This window comes from Pectobacterium aroidearum, from assembly GCF_015689195.1.
Taxonomy (GTDB): Bacteria; Pseudomonadota; Gammaproteobacteria; order Enterobacterales; family Enterobacteriaceae; genus Pectobacterium; species Pectobacterium aroidearum.
This window is the reverse complement of sequence record NZ_CP065044.1, coordinates 3,915,710-3,937,560: the sequence shown is the minus strand read 5'-3', so window position 1 is coordinate 3,937,560 and position 21,851 is coordinate 3,915,710. Positions and strand designations below refer to the sequence as shown.

Sequence of the window (21,851 nt, the reverse complement as noted above, 5' to 3'; positions counted from 1 at the left end):
ATGGCACAAGCTCGTAGCCGTCGTTTACGTAAAAAACTGCACATTGATGAATTTCAGGAATTAGGTTTTTCGGTCAGCTTCCGCTTTCCTGAAGGCACTAGCGTAGAAGACATCGATCAACTGATGGATAAGTTCGTCGATGAAGTGATTGAACCACAGGGGCTGGCATTTGAAGGCAGCGGTTATCTGCACTGGGAAGGTCTCATCTGCCTGCAAAAACTGGGTCACTGTACCGAAGAGCACCGCCAACTGGTTAGCCGCTGGCTGGAAGAACAGAAACTGACGGCTGTGAAAGTCAGCGATCTGTTCGATATCTGGTGGGATCTGCCAGAAAACCTGCTGTAATTTTTGCTTAAGTAAAAGCAGAAAATAAGTAAAAGCAGAAAAGCCTTGGTTTAGGCCAACGCTTTGATCCAGGCAAAAAATGCCTGAGCTGATTGTGGCTCAGGCGTTACCCGCCTCATCAAAGGACACATTGCCGCTTTCCCGCCACTGCCGTTGTTTTCTTCAGGAGAAAATATGTCGCGTAAAATGACCTTGGGTTTATTGATGCTGCTGTCCTGGCAGGCGCAGGCAGCCTACCAGTGCAACGTGAATCCGCAGGACGACATCATTATCAGTCCGCAGCACGTACAGGTCGTGGGTGCCAGCGGTAATTTACAGCTTTCTCCGCAGGGCGATATCGTCCGTAACGGTACGCCGCTGACCCTGAACGCCGAACAGCGCCAGAAAGCCAAAGCCTATCAGGCGGATATACGCCAGCAACTGCCGTGGATCGATCAGGGCGCGCAGCAGCATCTGGAAAAAGCGCGAGTCGCACTGGATAAAGTGATCGTGCAGGAGCTCGGCAGCGACAGCAATGTGCGCAATCGTCTGACTACGCTGGATAAACAGCTCAAGCAGCAGATGAACCGTATTATCGAACACCGTAGCGATGGCCTGACGTTCCACCATCAGGCGATTAAGCAGGTTGAGCAAGATGGCAAGCAGATCGTGCAGCAAAGCATGGGCGGCGTCTTGCAGGATAGCCTGAACGAGATGGGCGTAAAACAGATGTCCAGCGGCGGTAACCCGCTACAGGCGATGATGGGCAACCTCGGTGGTTTGCAGAAAGCGATTCAGGCCGAGTGGAATAATCAGGAACTGGAGTTCCAGCGCTTTGGCAACGATGTATGTAGCCGCGTCACGTCGTTAGAAAACCAGCGCAAGAGCCTGTTGCAGACGCTGAAGTAAGTGGAACCCGCTTGAAGTCGCTTAAGGAAACGGGCTGAGGCCCGTTTTTGATCGTTCGACTATTCTCACCCAATTTTTCGTATCTTCTTATTCTGTTTGGTCCCCCTTACCCGTAGCCGGGTGCTTTATAACATTCATCCATAGTCCATTCATCAATTGTTACCTTCATGCGTTATGACTATTTTTGTCGGTAACGTAGAGTGACAATCACATGTGTGCTTAAAGGGATGTTGTTAATGCAAACGGTGTGGAAAAATCAGGTATTTAAAAGCAATGTGTTGAAAGAAAAGGAAATGCTCATCGCAATGAAGCCGCGTCATACAGGTGTGAACGGCGAGCGTGGTGGTGTTCGTTACCCTGTTTTTGCGATGGGTTTATTGCTGTTTTTTCCTGTAACGTTATGGGGCGCGGATAATTTTCGCACGACGGAGTACGAGCGCAACGGTGCCGCGCTGGATTCGATCAATGCGGCAGAGGCCTACGGTCTCGGTTTTTCAGGAAAGGGCGTTAGTGTCGCGGTTATTGATGCCACCGGTGAGCTAAGCGGTGATGAGTTTGCCGGGCGGGTGGACGAGGGGGCTGGGTGGATTTCCTCTCCGTGGGATGGCGCGTTTCATGGCTACGCGGTTGCGGGCGTCATTGGTGCTGCGAAAAACGATAGCGGCATTCATGGTATCGCGTATCAGGCGAGTCTGTTGCCGTTAGGAACGACATTTTCATCGCAAACATTGGTTAACGCCCAGCTTAACGTGCTTGATCGTCCAGATATCAAGATCGTCAATAATAGCTGGGGATACCGCATATTTAATGACACGGTACAGACATTTAGCATCGATCGTCAGATTGAATTGCTAGAGGGTATCATCAATAACAATATCGTGATCGGCGAGGAAATGGCAAAGCAGGGTCAGTTAACGGTGTTTGCTGCCGGGAACGAAGGGCACCTGACGCCGTCGATTATTTCCGGGTTACCGACGCTTTTAGATGCGTATGGTATTGAGAACACGATTGCCAATAACTGGCTAAACGTTGTGGCTTACGATCCTTCTCAACGCCCTTCCAGCGCGGCGTTCATCGCATCATTCAGCAATCTGGGGTTTGGGTCGTCGGCTTACACGCTGCTTGCGCCGGGCGTGAATATTGTTTCTACCAGAGATGCCAGCACGACTGAGACGTTCAGCGGCACGTCATTTGCGACTCCCTACGTTTCGGGTGTTGCCGCGCTGGCGTCTGAGGCCTTTCCGTATCTGAACGGTAAACAGCTCGCCGATGTTCTCTTGTCCACGGCGACACCACTTTCCGGTAGCAACACCCCACGTGCGGTGTTGCTCATCCAAAAGAATTACGATGACCACCAGAACTACCTCAATAGCGAACTCAATGTTTATGCAACCGGCAATGCCATCACATTTAGCGATGAGGAAATGACCGCGTTTCTGGCTCGAGTCAGGGAGGATGCGTTCTTTGACAACCTCACGGATGAGCAGGTTCGTAGCGCGATTCTGGCCCGCGCCAGCGCGCAAAATATCAATGTGCTGACGACGGAGGATTACCAGTCGCTGTTTGGTCAAGGGATCGTTAACGCTTACAAAGCGGTGCAGGGGCCGGGCGCATTGAACGCGCAGCGGTTAAGCAACAGCGATCTCAGTAGTGGAACCTTTAACGGTAACTACGCGATCTACGGGGTTGATACGCAGGGATATTCCAGCACTTGGAGCAATGATATCGCTCAGGTGAAAAATACAACCAGCGGGAGTTCCCTGTATCAGTTGGATGTTGGTTTACGCAAACAGGGCACAGGGGTGCTCTACCTGACGGGTAATAATACCTATCTTGGCCCGACCATTGTTGAAGGCGGCAGCGTCGTGGTGGGTAAGGTCGCGCAGGGCAACGGCAGTCTGGCGGGGGATGTTTGGGTGCAATCTACCGCGACGCTAGGCGGGCATGGCAAAATCGCAGGCACTGTTACGCTTGAGAAGGGTTCAACGCTTTCACCCGGTGCATCGGTTGGCACATTAACGGTTGGTAATGTGGTGTTTCAGTCTGGCAGCGTATATCACTATGAGATTGATGAGCAGGGTAACGCCGACGGGTTGAATGTCACGCAGGATGCAACACTAGCGGGCAGCGTGGTGCTGGATGCGCCGTCGCAGTCACTGGGCGATCGTTTTACCCTCTTGAATGTCGGCGGCACCCTGAACGGCAGCTTTGATGGATTAACGTCCAATTCAACCCAGCCTTTCCTGCAAGATACGCTGAGCTATAGCAACAAGCAGGCTTATCTGGACGTGGTGCGTAATAGTCGTGCCTTTAACGACGTCGCCACCAGTCGTAATCAACGCGTCGTCGCACAGGCTGTCGAGAGCCAGCAACGTGGCTCGGTTTTCTCTGCTATTGCTAACAGCCGCAGTGAAGGCGCGGCACGAACGGCGTTTGATAACCTCGATGGTGAGATCTACGCGGCTTCGCGTGCCGCATTACTCCAACGTAGTCGGTATGTGCGCGACGAGATCAACGGCGCGCTGCACGATGAAAATGCACAGTCGCTTTGGTTGAGTTCGTGGGCTAACAATGGCCAGTTTGATGAGACCGCTGAATCCTCGCGCGTTAATCACAGTGGCTATGGTTTCTTAATCGGTAACGGTAGCCCAATCGGTAAAAACAGCACGCTTGGATTTGTCGTCGGCGCAGAGAAAAGCAAAATCAAAACCGAGGCGCGCGCCGCCAGTAACGATGTGACGGCTTATCACATCGGCAGCTATTGGGGAACGACCTATAGCGGAATAGCGTGGCGCTCCGGTCTGCTCTACAGCTATCTGGATATGGACAGCGAGCGAGACATTCAGGTGCCTGGTCTCATTAGTCGCGCTCAGGCGGACTATCATGCAAACCTTGTTCAAGGATTTGCGGAGGGAAGCCATCGATTCGCGTTCAATGACAGCTTAAGCGTTGAACCTTATGGCAATCTCTCGTATGCCTGGCTCGATCTCGCGGGTGGTCAGGAACACGGTAGCGATGCCGCGCTGCGCTGGGAACGTCAGGGCAGTGGCGCGGGATACTCAACGCTGGGCTTACGTGGCGAAGCGCGCTGGTCTTCCCTCTCTCCCGTCAGGCTCTATGCCGATGCGGGCTATCAGCGGCGTCTGACGTCGGACCGAACCCAGACGCGGCTGAGTTTTGTGCAAGGCGGCGAGGCGTATACGATCCGCTCTGCGACTGACGCTCGCGATGCGCTGCTATTGCGAGCGGGCGTCACGTTGGCGATTAAGCCAAATGCGACGCTGTTGCTGGGCTATCAGGGGGTGGTAAGCGATAAAATGAGTGAAAACAGCGCCAAAATGCAGTTTGGCCTGACATTCTGACCGTGAAAATTCCCCCGCACGCTGGTAATGCTGTGTGGGGGCGTTGGATACAGGATTTTTGCCCTGTGCCCTGCGTTATCGACAGCCATACAGCGGTGGCCACCTATCGAAAAAAGTTCATTTTTGTGCCACGTCTGATTAACGATACCGACATATTTTCCCGCCAATATTGTTCAATATTTATGCACTCCAGCGTTCTCCTTCCGAATCGTATTAATGCCCCCTGTTTATGGGAGATTTTTTATGATGCAGTTGTCCAGACCTCCGACCACTCTCTATCAGGCGATTGCTGCCCGGCTAGAAGAAGCGCTACGCGAACGCTATAAATGTGGCGACTACCTTCCTTCTGAGAAGCAACTGGCTACGCACTACGCCGTTAACCGCCATACGTTACGCCGGGCAGTGGATGACCTGGTGAAAAAAGGGCTGGTTCAACGCCGTCACGGTGTGGGTATTTTGGTGCTTATGCGGCCTTACGACTACCCGCTGCATGCGCAGGCTCACTTTAGTCAGAACCTGTTGGATCAAGGCAGTTGCCCTTCCAGCGAACGATTGCTGGCCATGCTGAGTCCGGCGAGTCAAGAGATTGCCACCGCACTGGGCTGTGATGAAGGCGATAGCGTCATCCATTTGCGCACGCTGCGTCGGGTTAATGGTATTCCGGTCTGCGTTATTAACCACTTCCTGCCCAACCTTTCCTGGTGGCCGCATCTACAGCAGTTCACTCGCGGCTCACTGCACGACTTTATTACCGAGCGGCTAAATCAGGCGCTGGTTCGCACGCAAACGCGCATTAGCACGCGGCTGGCTCAGGCTAAGGAAAGCCGACTGTTGGAAATCGATGCGCAGTCTCCACTGCTGTGTTTACGCACGCTGAATAAAACCGCAAACGGTGAGATCGCCGAGTACTCCATCAGCCTGACCCGTGGCGATATGATCGAACTGACGCTGGAGCACTAGATGGATACGCAAACACGCCGTCAACACTGGCTCTCGGTGCTGGCATTCAGCCCGGTTGCCGAGCTGGAGAAGCGTTGGCACGCGCTCAATCTGCACCCGCAGTATGCCGTCCTGCGCGCGGCTGAAATTGGCCTGACTCGTCTACAGGCGAGAATGGGAGGAACGGGCAAGCGCTTTGTGCTGGGGGATATGACGATAACGCGTGCCGTGGTGCGTCTGGCTGACGGTACGTGCGGGTACAGCTATATCGCTGGGCGAGATAAAGCCCATGCAGAGCGCTGCGCCCTCATCGATGCGCTATTGCAACTGCCGGAAAACCACGATCGGTTGCAGGAGCACCTCATCCAGCCTCTGGCAGCGCAGCGCGCCGAGTTGTGCCAACGGCGCGCACGTCAAATTGCCAGTAGCAAGGTCGATTTCTTCACGCTGGTTCGCGGAGATAACTGATGTCTATACAGGCGAGCTTTGCGCAGCCGGTGGCTGACGCGCAATGTGCTTTTCGGCGCATCCTCAAAGCGGTTAGCGAACCGGGCGTAACGGTGACTTTGCCGTTACAACATGGGTGGGGAGAGTTGTCTCCTGCCGCGACGGCGGTGATGCTGACGCTGGTCGATCGTGACACGCCGCTCTGGCTGGATGACGCATTGAATGATGAAACCCTCCGCAGCAACCTGCGTTTTCATACCGGTGCGATACTGACCGGAGATGAATCGGCGGTTTTCGCCTTGCTTCGTGCCTCATCGGCAATCTCGCTGTCCCGGTTTTCGGCGGGGGATGACATGTCGCCGGAAAAGAGCACCACGGTCATCATCGACGTTTCCTCTCTGAGCGGCGGCACGCCGATACGCCTGAGCGGACCGGGGCTGGAAACCTCACGTATCGTTGACCCGTCGTTGCCGCCGGACATATTGCGTTATCTCTGCCACCGTCCCGATCCTTTTCCGCAAGGTATCGATCTGATGTTCACCTGTGCCGATGCCATGATGGCGTTACCGCGCACCACTTATGTGGAGGTCTGCTGATGTACGTCGCCGTGAAAGGGGGAGAGAAAGCGATCGAAAATGCCCATCGCTTACAGGAAGATTTGCGCCGTGGGGATCGTGACATCCCGGAAATTTATTGCCAGCAGGTTGAACAGCAGCTCGGTCTGGCCGTCGATCGCGTGATGACCGAAGGCGGTATCTACGATCGTGAACTGGCGGCGCTGGCGATTAAACAGGCCAGTGGGGATGTGGTGGAAGCCATTTTTCTCCTGCGTGCGTATCGCACGACGTTGCCACGTCTGGCCGACAGCCTGCCGTTAACGACGGCGAACATGCGGATTGAGCGACGTATTTCGGCAGTTTACAAAGATGTGCCGGGCGGTCAGGTTCTCGGCCCTACCTACGATTACACTCACCGCTTGCTGGATTTCACGCTGCTTGTCAATGGTGACACACCTGCGCCGTCGAGTGCGGATATGCCGCTGGAAGCCGCGTGTCCGCTGATATTTGATCTGATTACTCGCGAAGGGTTTGCCGTCAGGGAAGAGGATGACGGCAGCGAACCCTGTGATATCACCCGCGATCCCCCGAGCTATCCGGCCCCGCGTTCGGCACGTCTGCAACAGCTGGTGCGGGGGGATGAAGGGTTCCTGCTGGCCCTGAGCTACTCGACACAGCGCGGCTATGGCCGTACCCATCCCTTTGCCGGAGAGATCCGCACAGGCTTTGTCACGGTGGAGATCGTGCCGGAGGAACTGGGATTTCCGCTGGAAATCGGCGAGATCCTGCTGACCGAATGCGAAATGGTTAACGGGTTTACCGACAGGGAGGAGGACGCGCCGCACTTTACCCGAGGCTACGGATTGGTGTTTGGTCGGGCGGAACGTAAGGCCATGTCGATGGCGTTGGTGGATCGTGCGCTGCAAACCGCAGAGCATCACGAACAGGTGACCAGTCCGGCGCAAGACGAGGAGTTTGTGCTGTCGCATGCGGATAACGTCGAGGCGGCGGGATTTGTCTCTCATCTTAAATTGCCGCATTACGTCGATTTTCAGGCCGAGCTGGAACTCCTGAAACGTCTGCGCCGGGAGTATCAGGAGAGCAACGATGCATGAGTTAAACGGCTATAACCCTGGCTATCTTGATGAGCAAACCAAACGGACTATCCGTCGCGCCATATTGAAGGCGGTAGCGATTCCCGGTTATCAGGTGCCGTTTGGCGGACGGGAAATGCCGATGCCCTATGGCTGGGGAACCGGTGGCATTCAGCTTACCGCGAGCCTGATTGGTGAAAACGATGTACTGAAAGTGATTGATCAGGGCGCGGACGATACAACCAATGCCGTATCCATCCGGCGTTTCTTCCAGCGTGTGAGCGGGGCGGTGACCACCGAACGTACCGTCGAGGCCACGCTGATTCAGACGCGCCACCGCATTCCTGAAACGCCGCTGAAAGAAGATCAGATCCTGATCTATCAGGTTCCTATCCCTGAACCGCTGCGTTTTATTGAGCCGCGCGAGGTTGAGACGCGCAAAATGCATGCGCTGGAAGAGTACGGCATCATGCAGGTGAAACTGTACGAAGATATCGCCCGCTATGGCCATATTGCGACAACCTATGCGTATCCGGTGAAGGTGAATGACCGTTACGTGATGGATCCGTCACCCATTCCAAAGTTTGATAATCCCAAAATGCACAGGATGCCGGCGCTGCAATTGTTTGGCGCAGGCAGAGAAAAGCGCATCTACGCCCTGCCTCCCTACTGTGACGTAAAAAGTCTGGATTTTGACGATCACCCGTTCTGCGTTCAGCGCTGGGAACAGCCCTGTGCGCTGTGCGGTTCACATGACAGCTACCTTGATGAAATCGTGATAGATGATGAAGGATCGCGTCTGTTTGTCTGCTCCGATACCGACTACTGCCGTCAGCAGCAGGAGAAAAACAGCCATGAACCGCAGTGAACAGCCGCTGCTGGCGGTCAATAACCTGACGCACCTTTATGCGCCGGAAAAGGGTTTTGAAGACGTCTCGTTTGAACTTTTTCCGGGTGAAGTGCTGGGGATTGTCGGGGAGTCGGGGTCGGGAAAAACCACCTTATTACAGGCTATTTCGGCACGTTTAACGCCACAGCAGGGAACGATTGAGTATCAGGGGCGCGATTTATATCGCCTGAGCGAAAGTGAGCGGCGACGGCTGCTGCGCACCGAATGGGGCGTCGTGCATCAGTATCCGCTTGACGGCCTGCGTCCGCAGGTTTCGGCCGGCGGCAATATTGGTGAACGGCTGATGGCCGCCGGGCAGCGCCACTACGGCGAGATTCGCCAGCAGGCCAGCCAGTGGTTGCAGGATGTGGAGATCCCGGTAGCGCGTATTGACGATCTGCCCACCACCTTTTCTGGCGGGATGCAGCAGCGCCTGCAAATTGCCCGTAGTCTGGTGACGCGTCCCAAACTGGTCTTCATGGACGAACCGACGGGCGGCCTTGATGTTTCCGTGCAGGCTCGCCTGCTGGATCTCTTACGTACTCTGGTGCGTGAACTGAATCTGGCGGTGGTGATCGTGACGCATGATTTGGGCGTCGCGCGGATGTTGGCCCACCACCTGATCGTGATGAAACAAGGGCGGGTTGTCGAAAGCGGCCTGATTGACCGCGTGCTGGACGATCCCAGACACCCTTATACGCAACTGCTGGTTTCGTCAGTCCTGAACTGACCGAAGCCCTATGAATCCCGCGTCATCGCGGGTGAATCAGGTTGTAATCAATCGGAACACGCCATGAACACACAACTGCGCGTTGAACATGTTTATAAAGTCTTCGTGTTACACAATCAGCACGGAGCATCGCTGCCCGTGTTGCATGATGCCAATTTTGAGGTCAAATCAGGGGAATGTGTGGTGCTGGATGGGCATTCCGGCAGTGGTAAATCCACGCTGCTGCGCTCGCTGTATGCCAACTATCAGCCTAACCGCGGCCACATCTGGGTCAAGCATCACCAGCACTGGATCGATCTGGTGAACGCCTCGTCACGGCAAATCCTTGCCATTCGCCGCGACACCATTGGCTGGGTCAGCCAGTTTTTACGGGTAATTCCCCGCGTCTCTACACTGGATGTCGTTATTCAACCTCTGCTGGAGCGCGGGATTGCGCGGAGCGAATGTGAAGCGCGCGCCAGACAACTGCTTGCCCGGCTCAACGTGCCAGAACGGCTATGGTCGCTGCCGCCATCGACCTTCTCCGGTGGTGAACAGCAGCGGGTGAACATCGCCCGGGGATTTATCGCCGACTATCCGATTCTCCTGCTGGATGAACCGACTGCGTCGCTGGACAGTGGCAATAGCCATGTGGTGGTTCAACTGATTGAAGAAGCCCGTGAACGCGGAGCGGCGATTGTCGGTATTTTCCATGACAGTGCGGTGCGTAACCGACTCGCCACGCATTTACACACCATGCAACCTTATCCTGGGGTGCAGCAACATGATTATCAATAATGTCCATTTGGTGTTGGAAAATGAGGTGATTTATGGATCGCTGGACGTGCAAAACGGCGTGATTCTCCGTGTCAGCAGCGCATGTAGCCAATTGCCCGAGGCTATTGATGGTGAGGGTGGTTTTCTGCTGCCGGGGCTGGTGGAACTGCATACCGATAATCTCGATAAATTTTTTACCCCGCGGCCAAAAGTAGATTGGCCTGCTTACTCGGCAATGAGCAGTCACGACGCACTGATGGTAGCGAATGGCATCACCACCGTACTGGACGCGATTGCTGTGGGTGACGTGCGGGACGGCGGGCATCGCTTCGATAACCTCGATAAAATGATCGACGCCATCCGTCAGGGGCAGGAAAAAGGGCTCAACCGCGCTGAACACCGATTGCACCTGCGCTGTGAGTTACCGTATGACGCCACGGTTCCGCTGTTTGAACAACTGATGAATACGCCCGATCTCTTGCTGGTGTCATTGATGGATCACTCACCCGGCCAGCGGCAGTACACCTCGGTGCAGAAATACCGTGAGTATTTTCAGGGAAAATATCATCTCAGTAATCAGCAGATGGCCGCGTTTGAGGAGGAACAGATGGCGCTGGCCGCTCGCTGGTCTAAGCCCAATCGCTTCGCCATTGCAGCACTCTGCCGTGAAAAAGGGATCACTCTGGCAAGTCATGATGATGCGACGATAGAACACGTTAACGAATCCCTTCAGGTGGGCAGCGCAATTGCTGAATTTCCCACTACCGAAGCGGCGGCGAGATGCTCACACGAACGTGGGTTGCTGGTGTTGATGGGGGCTCCCAACGTGGTACGCGGTGGCTCGCATTCCGGCAACGTGTCAGCCAGTCGACTGGCTCAACTGGGATTGCTGGACATTCTCTCTTCCGATTACTACCCCGCCAGCCTGTTGGATGCCGCATTTCGTCTTGCCCAGGACGAGAGTAATCCTTATGACCTGCCGCGCGCTATTACCCTGCTGACACGCAATCCTGCCCGCGCTATTGGGTTACACGATCGCGGTGTGATTGCCGAAGGGAAACGTGCCGATTTGGTTCTGGCACATACGTTTCACGGCCATGTTCATATTCGTCATGTCTGGGCAAAAGGGCAGAAAGTGTATTAACCGGTTGATTGCCTTCGTTGTGGGAGGTGGTGTGGACAAAGAGAGAGTTGCAAATCGTTGCAAATGGTCATTTTTTAATCATTAATTGTTCATGAAATTATCACGCCGTCTGTTCTTAATGAGTGAGCGACCTCACCGCATGAGGATACTAAGATGGCACAGGTATTATTGAAATCCGGCCTCGAATTTAAAACGCAGTTACAGCCCGTTCGGTCGCAAAAGGTGTTGTCCGTTCGGGGCGTTGGGAAAGCGTGGTCTCCACAACATCGAGTGCTAGACGACATTAACTTCGATCTGCACACGGGGGAACTGGTTGCTGTTATTGGCCGCTCCGGAGCGGGAAAATCGACGCTGCTGCATCTGTTAAACGGCACGATTCCCGCCTCCGGCGGTGAAATTATCAACCACAGCGGTGAGCAGCCGCAGGATATTATCAAGCTCAGCCCGCGCCAGATACGCCAATGGCGCGCCCATTGCGGCATGATCTTTCAGGATTTATGTCTGGTTCCGCGGTTGGATGTTCTCACTAACGTCTTGTTAGGCCGCCTTAGCCAAACCTCTACGCTCAAGTCACTGTTTCGTGTGTTTTCCGACGAGGACCGCGCTCGCGCCATCGAACTGTTGCAATGGGTAAACATGTTGCCGCAGGCGCTACAGCGTGCGGAAAACCTCTCTGGCGGTCAGATGCAACGCGTCGCCATCTGTCGGGCTCTCATGCAGCAGCCCAGAATTCTGCTGGCCGATGAACCGGTCGCGTCGCTCGATCCCAAGAATACCCGCCGCATTATGGATGTCTTGCGGGAAGTGAGCCAGCAGGGGATTAGCGTCATGGTTAACCTGCACTCGGTGGATCTGGTGAAGCGCTACTGTACGCGCGTCATCGGGATCGCTCAGGGGCGCATTGTTTTTGACGGTCACCCAATGCGATTGGATGAGCCGCTGCTTCATACGCTGTATGGCGATGAACTGAACGCGCATTAACACATGTGGGTTTAACACAATATCGATTTAACACAAGTCGATTTAAAGCAATGTCGATTTAAAACAATGTCGATTTAAAACAATGCGCGTTCAACACGATGGCCTTTGACATGAAAACAGGGGATAGCAATGAGAAAGATCTTTGGTTTGGCGATGATGTTAACCAGTTCACTGACCGTCTTCAGCACCACGGCGGCGGGAGTGCCGAAAGAGCTGAATCTGGGGATTTTGGGCGGGCAAAATGCGACACAGCAGATCGGTGATAATCAGTGCGTCAAACAGTTCCTTGATAAAGAGTTAGGGGTTGAGACTCGGTTGCGTAACGCTTCTGACTACTCCGGCGTCATTCAGGGTTTACTGGGAGGAAAAGTCGATCTGGTTTTGAGCATGTCGCCATCGTCTTTCGCCTCCGTCTATCTGAAAGATCCTAATGCGGTGGATATTGTCGGTATTGCCGTTGACGATAAAGACCAGTCGCGCGGCTACTACTCTGTGGTGGTGGTCAAAGCCGACAGCTCCTACAAAAAACTGGAAGACCTGAAAGGGAAATCCTTTGGCTTTGCCGATCCCGATTCAACCTCGGGGTTTCTGGTGCCCAATCAGGTATTCAAACAGAAGTTTGGTGGGAACAACGACAACAAATACAACAATTTCTTTTCCAGCGTAACGTTCTCTGGCGGCCACGAGCAGGACATTCTGGGCGTACTGAACGGCCAATTTGACGGTGCCGTCGCCTGGACATCGATGGTAGGCGATTACAACACGGGCTATACCGCCGGTGCGTTTACCCGCCTGATCCGCATGGATCACCCGAACCTGATGCAGCAACTCCGTATTATCTGGAAATCTCCGATGATCCCGAATGGGCCGATTTTGGTCAGCAACAAGCTCCCCGCGGATTTCAAACAGAAGGTCATTACTGCGGTGATGAAGTTGGATAAAGAACAGCATGAATGCTTTGTTAAAGCGATGGGCGGTACTCAGCACATCGGCCCGGCAAGCCTGAATGACTACAAACACATCATCGACATGAAACGCGAACTGACGAAAGGCAGCCGCTGATCGAGAGCGGGCGCTTCGCCACTCCCTAAACGCCCGTTCGGACGTGATATCGAACGGGCGGCAACATTTTCGGTCCGCTAATCAACGTCATGGTATGACGTCCGGTAAACAGGACACAGCTTTGAATAATGACTTTGAGCACTATTATCAACAAATTAAAGGGCGACAAAAGCGCGAGGCGTTGCTGTGGTCTTTGCTGCTGGTCTGCCTGTTTCTGGGGGCGGGTAAGGTCGCCGAGTTCAGTCCCGCAACTATCTGGCATGCTCTGCCGAATTTTTTCAGCTATGTGCGCGATACGCTGCCTGTATTGCACTGGCAACAGCTTCTGGCGAACGTTCACACCGAAGGCTCGTTGGCTTATTGGGGATATCGGCTGCCCATACAGCTGCCGCTGATCTGGGAAACGCTGCAAATGGCTCTGGCCTCCACGATCATTGCGGTGGCGGCGGCCACAATACTGGCATTTTGTGCCGCCTCGAATACGCAACCTTCGATGCTGCTGCGTGTATCTATTCGTGCGCTGGTGGCCTTTTTACGCACCATGCCGGAACTGGGGTGGGCGGTCATGTTTGTTATGGCTTTTGGTATTGGCGCTATGCCCGGCTTTATTGCGCTGGCGCTGCACACTGTCGGCAGCTTAACCAAACTGTTTTATGAGTCTCTGGAAAGTGCGTCAGATCGGCCGGTACGCGGTCTGGCAAGCTGTGGCGCCAGCAAACTTCAGATTATGCGCTTTGCTTTTTGGCCACAGGTAAAGCCGATTTTTCTCTCCTACAGCTTTATGCGTATGGAAATTAATTTCCGCTCTTCCACCATTCTTGGTCTGGTGGGGGCGGGCGGTATTGGTCAGGAACTGATGACCAACATTAAGCTCGATCGCTACGATCAGGTGAGCATGACCTTGTTGCTGATTCTTGCTGTGGTATCGCTGCTGGATGGTGTCTCCGGCTATTTACGCCGCCGCGTGGTAGAAGGAAAGTGATATGAGAACGGTAACGTCGCCGGATGTAGAACAATTGAAAACGCAGCATCCTGAACTGTTTCGCATACAGTCGCGCTATCTACGCCGGGTCATACTGCTGGCGCTGGCGGTTATGCTGTATTACCTGTTCTTTTTTCAGACCTTTGGCATTAGCTGGACGCAGTGGCTTAATGGCGCGGCGCAGCTAGGGCGCTATTTTTTACGCATGTTCGTCTGGCATGATTTTGCCAATTGGCCCTTTGGTTATTACCTGTCGCAAATTGCCATCACGCTGTCGATCGTGTTTGCCGGTACGGTAACGGCAACCTGCATCGCGCTGTTACTCTCCTTCTTTGCGGCGCGTAACATCATGCAGCGCCGCGGATTACGGCCGATTGCGCTGCTGGTGCGGTGCCTGTTGGACATGATGCGCGGTATTGATATGGCGATTTGGGGGCTGATATTTGTGCGGGCTGTCGGGCTGGGACCGCTGGCAGGGTTGTTGGCTATCGTCATGCAGGATATTGGTCTGCTCGGCAAGCTCTACGCCGAAGGGCATGAAGCCGTCGAGCGTTCACCCGGACGAGGCCTGAGCGCGTTAGGCGCTAATGCGCTACAAAAGCACCGCTTTGGTATTTTCACGCAGTCATTCCCCGTTATTCTGGCACTCAGTCTCTACCAGATAGAGTCGAATACCCGCTCAGCCGCCGTATTAGGTTTTGTCGGCGCAGGGGGCATCGGATTGGTCTATGCGGAGAACATGCGCTTATGGAACTGGGATGTCGTGATGTTTATCACGCTGATTTTAGTTGCGATAGTGATGGTCATGGATGGGATATCAGCCTGGCTGCGCAAGCGCTATATCACCGGCAAAGACGTTCCGCTTTTTCAACCCAAAAATAGCGCAGCCCTCGAATGAGGGCTTTTTAGTCATATTTTTATGCAGACAGAGAGATAGTTTCGTGCGCCACAATATCGCTATTTTCATGCTACCTCGTAGCACGCGCCCGACACAGGGCGGCTTGTATCTTATCCCATGTGGTGATTAGCTATCCCCACATGGGACAGAAAGAGTTTCAACGGGCGGCAAAGATAAACCTTGTGATTGAGTTAAAACCCTCTGTTTCACCTTTCACGCCAACACTGACATTGAACGGTTACCAAGAGCATTGAATTGACTCTGAATGTACAAGCGGAACGGGCGTGACGGTTTCTGTGAAAGGGAAATCATTATGTATTACGTCGGTATTGATATCAGTAAACGTTTTATTGATGTGTGCTTATTGGTTGATGGCATTAAAGGTAAGCGTAAGACAAAAGTTTTACCCAATGGCACAAGCTCGACAGAATCTCTGGCGCAATGGTTAGCGTTGCAAAAGTGCGAGCCCGTTCAGGCTCATATCATAATAGAATCCACCGGTATTTATCACGAACACCTGGCCTATGGTCTCCATCAGGCTGGTATTCTGGTGTCCGTGATAAATCCACATCGGATACGAGAATTCGCCAAAGGAATGGGGATATTGACCAAAACGGATAAGGTTGATGCTTATGTGCTTGCCTGTTACGGCTGCTTAAAACAACCGGATAGCTGGGCTCCCCCTTCGGAAGCAGTAAGGAAACTCAAGGCATTGCTACAGCACAGGGATAATCTGCTGAATGATAAACAACGCATAGAAAATCGTCTGAACACGCTAAAATCCACAAGACCTCCAGAAGAAATTTTGGGGTCATTGGAATCGATTGAGCAAAATTTAAAGGACGAACTGGCAAGGATTGAGCGTCTGATCGCGGAGCATATAGATAAGCATCCTAGGCTAAAAAATGACCTGACACTTCTGAAGTCGATTAGTGGTATTGGTGAACAAATCGGATGGAACATGCTAGCAATAATCCGAAGCAATAACTTTAGGAGTGCAGAACAGGTGGCCTCATATCTGGGGGTTATCCCTGTTGAACGTCGCTCAGGCAGCTCGGTACGTGGTCGGGCAAGGTTATCAAAAATAGGGCCACCAGGCATTCGGGCAAAACTCTATATGGGTGCCATAGCTGCCATCAGCCATAATCATCATGTAAAAGCGCAGTACGAACGGCTGTTGCTAAAAGGAAAGTCGAAGATGTTGGCAATAGGTGCGGCGATGAGAAATTGGTTCATCTATGTTATGGCGTACTTCATACTCAGCAACCCTATGATAAAAATTATGGGATAGTAACCCATTAAAATGCTTGACCGGCAACACGGTTACTCAGTCGCCGTCGCCCTGTGAACCCTGGCTTCCGGCTAAATTATGTCGCTACGCGATGCCTTCGTCGGTATCAGGCTTAACGGACCGCTTGCGACACGCTCCCGGCGTGGCGCAAGCTTTCGCCACGTATATGGACGCTCCCGGTTGAACAAGGCGTTTTTCAGCAAGATGTAAAATCGGTAACTGCAGGCATATATCCGGTTTCTGATGGGGCTTCTGCGCCCCGAACCATGATGAAATCCGCCAGGTGAGAACCAAGCATCCACTACGGGCTATCGTGCCCATCGGCGAACCGGTTTACCTCACCTGCGGTCTTACCTGTTTTGCCATCTTTTTGATTACACCTGCAATTCCGGACTGCGTTTTACCCTTTCTGAACCCCAACAAAGACTGAGCGGTGCTCAGGCTACCGCAGGGGGCGATAGTCGGTTTCATGGACCAGCATCGACCACAGTATCCGTGCTGTTTTACTCGCCTGTGCCACTACCGCAACATTGTAATTTTTGCGTTTCAGTAGTCTGTCGAGCCACTGCATGTCTTCCCGGTGTCGCTCAATCACGGAAGCGACTGCCCGGGCTCCGTGCACCAGAAGATAACGGAAGTAACCATCGCCCCGTTTGCTTATCCGCCCCAGATGCTGTTTGCCTCCGCTGGAATGTTCACGCGGTGTCAAACCCATCCAGGCTGAGAACTGTTTTGCACAGCTGAACTGCTTTCCGTCACCCACTGACGCGACCAGATACGTCGCCGTCAGCAGTCCGACGCCAGGCACTTTTGTCATGCGTTTACAGGCTGCCTGTGTTTCGGCCCATGACTTCAGTTGTTGTTCGATAAGCTCCAAATGGTCATCCAGCGCATCAATATGCGCCATCTGGCGTAATGTGCTGGCTCGAACGAACGGTGATAGCTCATTTTCTCCGTCTTCAAGAATTTCTGGAACGCCCTGCTTCAGCGCTTTTCTGCCTGTTGCCATCACAAAACCAAACTCGCTCAGCATGGCCCGCAGGCTGTTCGTACAGGCGACCCGTTCCCGGATAATGATATCCCGCTCCGTATGAAGGGCGAGCACAGCCTGCTGGTCAACGGTTTTGACCTGAACAAAACGCATATTGGGCCGAGTAACAGCTTCGCAGATGGCTTCCGCATCCGTCGCATCGGTCTTGTTGGTTTTGACGTAAGGCTTGACGTACTGCGGTGGCATCAGCCTGACCTGATGGCCGTGGCGGATAAACATCCGGGCAAAATGGTGGCTGGATGAACACGCCTCCATCCCAATAAGACAGGGTTCGAGACGGATAACGAACTCAGCAAACTTTGCCCGCGAGAGTTTCTTTTTCAGCACGGTCTGGCCGGTGTGATTGACACCATGAAGAACGAAAACGTTTTTGCCAGATCGATACCAAGGGTAGATACTTGCATTTGGACGCTCCTTCTTTTGAGATTTGACACTCATACTCTGGCACATCTGATGCCGTTAAGATGGAGCGTCCATCTCATTGTCCCTGCGGCTCATCCTAAGCCTGCTATCTCCTCAGCATAATTTTTACGCCGGATAACGGTAAAATGCCGATGAATCTCTGTAGCCCTGTTTTGAGCATTTACGGTGCCGGGAACGTGAACCGACGGTGGATCGCTTCCAGTTCATCAAGGATCTCGCCGTCCAGCGTCAGATTCTGGCTGTCGAGGTTGATTTGCAGTTGCTCCAGCGTGGTCGCGCCCAGCAGCGTGCTGGCAACGAACGGCTGCTGACGCACAAACGCCAATGCCATTTGTGCCGGATTCAAACCGTGCTTTTGCGCCAGCGCCACGTACTCGGCAACCGCTGCCTGCGCCTGCGGACCGGTATAGCGGGTGAAGCGGCTAAACAACGTGTTGCGTGCGTTAGCAGGTTTTGCGCCATTCAGGTATTTACCCGTCAGCGTACCAAACGCCAGTGACGAATAGGCGAGCAGTTCTACGCCTTCATGCTGGCTGATTTCTGCTAAGCCGACTTCAAAGCTGCGATTAAGCAGGCTGTAGGGGTTCTGAACTGAAACGATACGCGGCAGATCGTGTTTTTCCGCCAGGTGCAGATAGCGCATCACGCCCCACGGGGTTTCGTTGGAGACGCCGACGTAGCGAATCTTACCGGCACGCACCTGTTCATTCAGTGCTTCCAGCGTTTCCAGCAGCGTGACGACCGGTTTGTCGTCAGTATATTGATAGGTCAGCTTGCCAAAACAGTTAGTTTGGCGCTGCGGCCAATGCAACTGATAGAGGTCGATATAGTCGGTGTTCAGCCGTTGCAGGCTGGCATCCAGCGCGGCACGGATGTTTTTTCTATCCAGCGCCTGCTGTGGGCGGATGCTGTGATCGTTTCCGCGCACAGGACCGGAGACTTTGCTCGCCACAATCAGTTTTTCACGACCGCCACGGGATTTCAGCCAGGAACCGATATAGCTCTCGGTTAACCCCTGTGTTTCCGGGCGCGGAGGAACGGCGTACATTTCTGCTGTGTCAATCAGGTTAACACCTGCGGCAATGGCGTGATCTAACTGGGCATGAGCGTCTGCTTCGCTGTTCTGTTCGCCAAAGGTCATCGTACCAAGACCCAGCACGCTCACTTCTAAAGAACTATGGGGAATACGGTGATATTGCATTGCCAGCTTCCTTATGTCTGAAAATAGCAGGCGTATTTCTCCTCATTTCCGCATGATTTTTTGCGATTCCAATGAGTTTGGGAGAACACACCTGAATTCGACTATAACGAAGCCGTGACGAGTGGGGAAGCGGGATTTTGCCAGAGAACGTCACCCGATGGGGGAAGATCGGGCTAACGTTGCCGTTAGCGCTGCACGATCTGGGAGATCTGGTCGCTGTTGATCTGTTTCTGGTTACCTTGCTCATCAATATAGCTGAGTAGTCCGGTATCTTTATCCAGCACGGGTTTTCCCTGCGTCAGAAGCATTTGCCCCTCTTTTGTCGCCATCACGTAGTCGCTGGAACAGCCCGCAAGGGTAAATAATAACGCCAGTGTCACTGCCATCTTCATCCGTACTTTCATCGTATTAACCCATTAATAAATACAAAAACTTAAATGAGTCTAGCAAATGGTCGCGAGGGGGAACGTAGGAATAATGGAAAAAATGCGTGTTGAGGACGTTAATTTTGTGTAACCGGGCGGAAATTTGCCGCCCGGTTAACCTGTATGACGCGAAAGCGTACGCGATACATCGATCAGGGTGCCGTTTTCTCTTTTTTACTGCGCAACAGATTTAGTGCCTCGACGGACATCGAGAAGAACATCGCGAAGTAGATATAGCCTTTTGGTACGTGAACGTCGAAGCTTTCCAGAATCAGGGTGAATCCGACCAGGATCAGGAACGACAAGGCCAGCATTTTGACGGAGGGGTGGCGTTCGACAAACTCACCGATAGGGCGTGCGGAGAACATCATCACGCCAACGGCGATAACGACGGCAGCCATCATAATAAACAGATGGTCAGACAGACCGACGGCGGTGATCACCGAGTCCAGGCTGAAGATAATGTCCAGCAGCATGATTTGCACAATCGCGCCAAAGAACGAATACACCTTGGAAGTATGGTCTTCTGAACCGCCTTCGACGGTTTCGTGAATTTCCTTGCTCGACTTCCAGATCAGGAAGAGCCCCCCGAAGAACAGAATCAGGTCACGCGTGGAAATTTCGTTGTTGAACGCGGTAAACAGTGGGTCAGTCAAACGCATGACCCAGGCAATAGACGCGAGTAGTCCCAAACGCATCAACATCGCCCCCATCAGCCCGATGCGGCGCGCTTTGTTTTGTTGGGCTTTAGGCAGTTTGGCGACAACCAGAGACAGGAAGATAATGTTATCGATCCCAAGAACGATTTCCAGAATAGTCAGCGTTCCCAATGCCAACCAAGCGTTCGGATCAACAATCCAATCAAACATTATATCAATACACCTTAAACGAAACGTAAACGATATTATACTCTGCCAGCTCGGTGCGTAGGCAAGCGAAAGTGTCGATACCCTTCATACTTTGCATGCGGCTCATGTGCTGGCGTCCCTTTTTACTCAGGGTTGGCGTTAGGCTTTTCCCTGATCATATTCCTTTGTCGCACGATGGCGGCGTATAAATCAGTGTACGACGAAGTATCGCACTGATGAAGCATAGCCTAATGACGCTCAGTTGCTGAGCTGCATAAAGTGGCGGGCCAGCAGCGGCGCGGTAAAGGTTTTTTTCAGATAGAACCCGCGTGGTAGCGTTAGAATCGGCTGACCAAATTCGCCGATGGCCTCCGTTAAGGCCCGGCTATTTGCCGCTTTGGGGCGTAGTTGCAGCACTTCGCCATGTCGGGCGGTGATGCTTTCTACCTGACCAAGCACGATCAGATCCATCAACTCTTCCCAATCGCAGCGCAGCTGTTCCTCTTCCTCTTCGCTGGGGCTCCAGATCAGCGGTGTGCCAATGCGGCGTTCCCCCAACGGAATGTGTCGCGAGCCTTCCACCGGAATCCACAGCACCCGCGCGAGCTTGTGCCGTACGTGGCTGCTTTCCCAGGTTACGCCGCTGTTGCCTGTTAACGGCGCGACGCAGACGAAGGTGGTTTCCAGCGGCTTACCCTGTTCATCAATCGGGATGGTTTTTAGCTCAACGCCGATATCGGGGAAATCCTGCTCGGGCTTACTGCCTGCGCTTGCCCCCAGAAAACGTTCCAGCAAGACGCCAATCCAGCCTTTATCGCGTTTCAGGTTGGCGGGAAGGGGCAGGCGAGCGATGTCCGCTAATTCCGCGAGATTATAACCTGCGAGGGATTGCGCGCGTTCCAGCAAAGCTTGCTCATGTGGCGGCGCAGTCGTGTGAACCGTGGGTGAATTCATAGCGTATCGCTCGATATTTTTCCGCTCAAAAAAAATACAACAGATAGGGCGTACTCATGCACAGTCTGTAAGGCTGTGGAGAAAAACAATAATAGCATGATTCATAGTGCTTTTTTTTAGTGTGATGGCGATCGCTGCACATCGCTTTGCAAACTGTGCACGTATAGCCACCGACAATAAACAGGATCTTACACTAGGTTATCCACAGATTTCTTGGATAACCCACATAAACATGAATTACTGGTTCGATTTACAGCCTTGACTCCCGGTCATTTTGCTGTTTTTGCCTATTTATTGCCTGACTTTGAGGCATTCCCTGTGGATAAAAACGGCATAGTGCGATCTTTCGCCAATCTTGTGTTGTATGCCATTTGAACAAAAATAAAGGGGGCGATATTGCCAATTCGATGGACTGTAATTTTATGAATAAAAAGCACTATTTTTTAATTTACAGTAATATTTTTTCTTCATGAAAAAAGAGTTTTACTCACTTCTTCATGGGTTCTGCACAAAGATGTCCACAGAAAAAGTGAATAAATTGCGAATTTCAGCCTTCACATGTTTATAACTTTGATCTTATCTGT

At 53.0% G+C, this 21,851-nt stretch carries 19 protein-coding genes and 2 pseudogenes; 16 read left to right on the top strand and 5 right to left on the bottom strand.

The annotated features are described in order from the left end of the window. The 16 genes and pseudogenes from I2D83_RS17560 to I2D83_RS17485 all read left to right on the top strand — a co-directional run bounded on the left by I2D83_RS17560 (window position 1) and on the right by I2D83_RS17485 (window position 16,376). The gene (locus tag I2D83_RS17560) at window positions 1-345 is read left to right on the top strand and encodes a YggL family protein (protein WP_194431693.1); all 345 of its coding nucleotides are present in this window, start codon (window positions 1-3) and stop codon (window positions 343-345) included. Between the two features lie 174 nt (window positions 346-519). Next, the gene (locus I2D83_RS17555; protein WP_180778181.1) at window positions 520-1,233 is read left to right on the top strand and encodes a YggN family protein; all 714 of its coding nucleotides are present in this window, start codon (window positions 520-522) and stop codon (window positions 1,231-1,233) included. Between the two features lie 236 nt (window positions 1,234-1,469). Then, window positions 1,470-4,595: an autotransporter domain-containing protein gene (locus I2D83_RS17550; RefSeq protein WP_181848193.1), complete on the top strand. Its 3,126-nt coding sequence runs from the start codon at window positions 1,470-1,472 to the stop codon at window positions 4,593-4,595. A 246-nt stretch (window positions 4,596-4,841) separates the two neighbouring features. After that, window positions 4,842-5,555, top strand: a complete 714-nt coding sequence (gene phnF / locus I2D83_RS17545) for a phosphonate metabolism transcriptional regulator PhnF (protein WP_180778427.1) — start codon at window positions 4,842-4,844, stop codon at window positions 5,553-5,555. After that, a complete protein-coding gene (gene phnG / locus I2D83_RS17540) occupies window positions 5,556-6,002 on the top strand; it encodes a phosphonate C-P lyase system protein PhnG (RefSeq protein WP_181829826.1) in 447 nt (148 codons plus the stop codon). It abuts the gene before it with no gap. After that, on the top strand, window positions 6,002-6,577 hold the full coding sequence (gene phnH / locus I2D83_RS17535; RefSeq protein ID WP_205947003.1) for a phosphonate C-P lyase system protein PhnH: 576 nt from the start codon (window positions 6,002-6,004) through the stop codon (window positions 6,575-6,577). The genes phnG and phnH overlap by 1 nt, the downstream gene beginning before the upstream one ends. After that, window positions 6,577-7,653 (top strand): carbon-phosphorus lyase complex subunit, encoded by a 1,077-nt coding sequence (locus tag I2D83_RS17530; RefSeq protein WP_205947002.1) that lies wholly within the window; start codon window positions 6,577-6,579, stop codon window positions 7,651-7,653. The genes phnH and I2D83_RS17530 overlap by 1 nt, the downstream gene beginning before the upstream one ends. Further along, a complete protein-coding gene (locus I2D83_RS17525; RefSeq protein WP_181829829.1) occupies window positions 7,646-8,500 on the top strand; it encodes an alpha-D-ribose 1-methylphosphonate 5-phosphate C-P-lyase PhnJ in 855 nt (284 codons plus the stop codon). Before I2D83_RS17530 ends, I2D83_RS17525 begins: the two co-directional genes overlap by 8 nt. After that, window positions 8,487-9,251, top strand: coding sequence for a phosphonate C-P lyase system protein PhnK (gene phnK / locus I2D83_RS17520; RefSeq protein WP_180778185.1), 765 nt, complete (start codon window positions 8,487-8,489; stop codon window positions 9,249-9,251). The genes I2D83_RS17525 and phnK overlap by 14 nt, the downstream gene beginning before the upstream one ends. A 63-nt stretch (window positions 9,252-9,314) precedes the next feature. Then, window positions 9,315-10,028, top strand: coding sequence for a phosphonate C-P lyase system protein PhnL (gene phnL / locus I2D83_RS17515; RefSeq protein WP_205947001.1), 714 nt, complete (start codon window positions 9,315-9,317; stop codon window positions 10,026-10,028). Beyond that, window positions 10,015-11,151, top strand: a complete 1,137-nt coding sequence (gene phnM, locus I2D83_RS17510; protein ID WP_205947000.1) for an alpha-D-ribose 1-methylphosphonate 5-triphosphate diphosphatase — start codon at window positions 10,015-10,017, stop codon at window positions 11,149-11,151. The genes phnL and phnM overlap by 14 nt, the downstream gene beginning before the upstream one ends. Before the next feature lie 153 nt (window positions 11,152-11,304). Next, window positions 11,305-12,132: a phosphonate ABC transporter ATP-binding protein gene (gene phnC / locus I2D83_RS17505; protein WP_205946999.1), complete on the top strand. Its 828-nt coding sequence runs from the start codon at window positions 11,305-11,307 to the stop codon at window positions 12,130-12,132. Window positions 12,133-12,285: 153 nt separating this feature from the next. Beyond that, the gene (gene phnD / locus I2D83_RS17500; RefSeq protein ID WP_413232281.1) at window positions 12,286-13,194 is read left to right on the top strand and encodes a phosphonate ABC transporter substrate-binding protein; all 909 of its coding nucleotides are present in this window, start codon (window positions 12,286-12,288) and stop codon (window positions 13,192-13,194) included. Window positions 13,195-13,288: 94 nt separating this feature from the next. Beyond that, window positions 13,289-14,176, top strand: coding sequence for a phosphonate ABC transporter, permease protein PhnE (phnE, locus tag I2D83_RS17495; protein ID WP_205946997.1), 888 nt, complete (start codon window positions 13,289-13,291; stop codon window positions 14,174-14,176). A 1-nt stretch (window position 14,177) separates the two neighbouring features. Beyond that, a complete protein-coding gene (phnE, locus tag I2D83_RS17490) occupies window positions 14,178-15,074 on the top strand; it encodes a phosphonate ABC transporter, permease protein PhnE (protein ID WP_205946996.1) in 897 nt (298 codons plus the stop codon). 313 nt (window positions 15,075-15,387) lie between these two features. Further along, window positions 15,388-16,376: pseudogene (locus tag I2D83_RS17485) on the top strand (IS110 family RNA-guided transposase). Between the two features lie 431 nt (window positions 16,377-16,807). Here I2D83_RS17485 and I2D83_RS17480 read toward each other — a convergent pair. From I2D83_RS17480 to mutH, 5 genes and pseudogenes are all read right to left on the bottom strand, one after another. Next, window positions 16,808-17,820, bottom strand: a pseudogene (locus I2D83_RS17480) (IS110 family RNA-guided transposase). 179 nt (window positions 17,821-17,999) lie between these two features. After that, entirely contained in the window at window positions 18,000-19,040 is a 1,041-nt protein-coding gene (locus I2D83_RS17475; RefSeq protein WP_205946995.1) for an NADP(H)-dependent aldo-keto reductase, read from the bottom strand. A 185-nt stretch (window positions 19,041-19,225) separates the two neighbouring features. Continuing rightward, window positions 19,226-19,444, bottom strand: coding sequence for a YgdI/YgdR family lipoprotein (locus I2D83_RS17470; protein ID WP_043881720.1), 219 nt, complete (start codon window positions 19,442-19,444; stop codon window positions 19,226-19,228). A 173-nt stretch (window positions 19,445-19,617) separates the two neighbouring features. Next, on the bottom strand, window positions 19,618-20,334 hold the full coding sequence (locus I2D83_RS17465) for a TerC family protein (protein ID WP_012773591.1): 717 nt from the start codon (window positions 20,332-20,334) through the stop codon (window positions 19,618-19,620). Window positions 20,335-20,571: 237 nt separating this feature from the next. Beyond that, window positions 20,572-21,267 carry a DNA mismatch repair endonuclease MutH gene (gene mutH, locus I2D83_RS17460; protein WP_012773593.1) on the bottom strand — a complete coding sequence of 232 codons (696 nt, stop codon included), beginning with the start codon at window positions 21,265-21,267 and terminating at the stop codon, window positions 20,572-20,574. Between the last annotated feature and the right edge of the window lie 584 nt (window positions 21,268-21,851).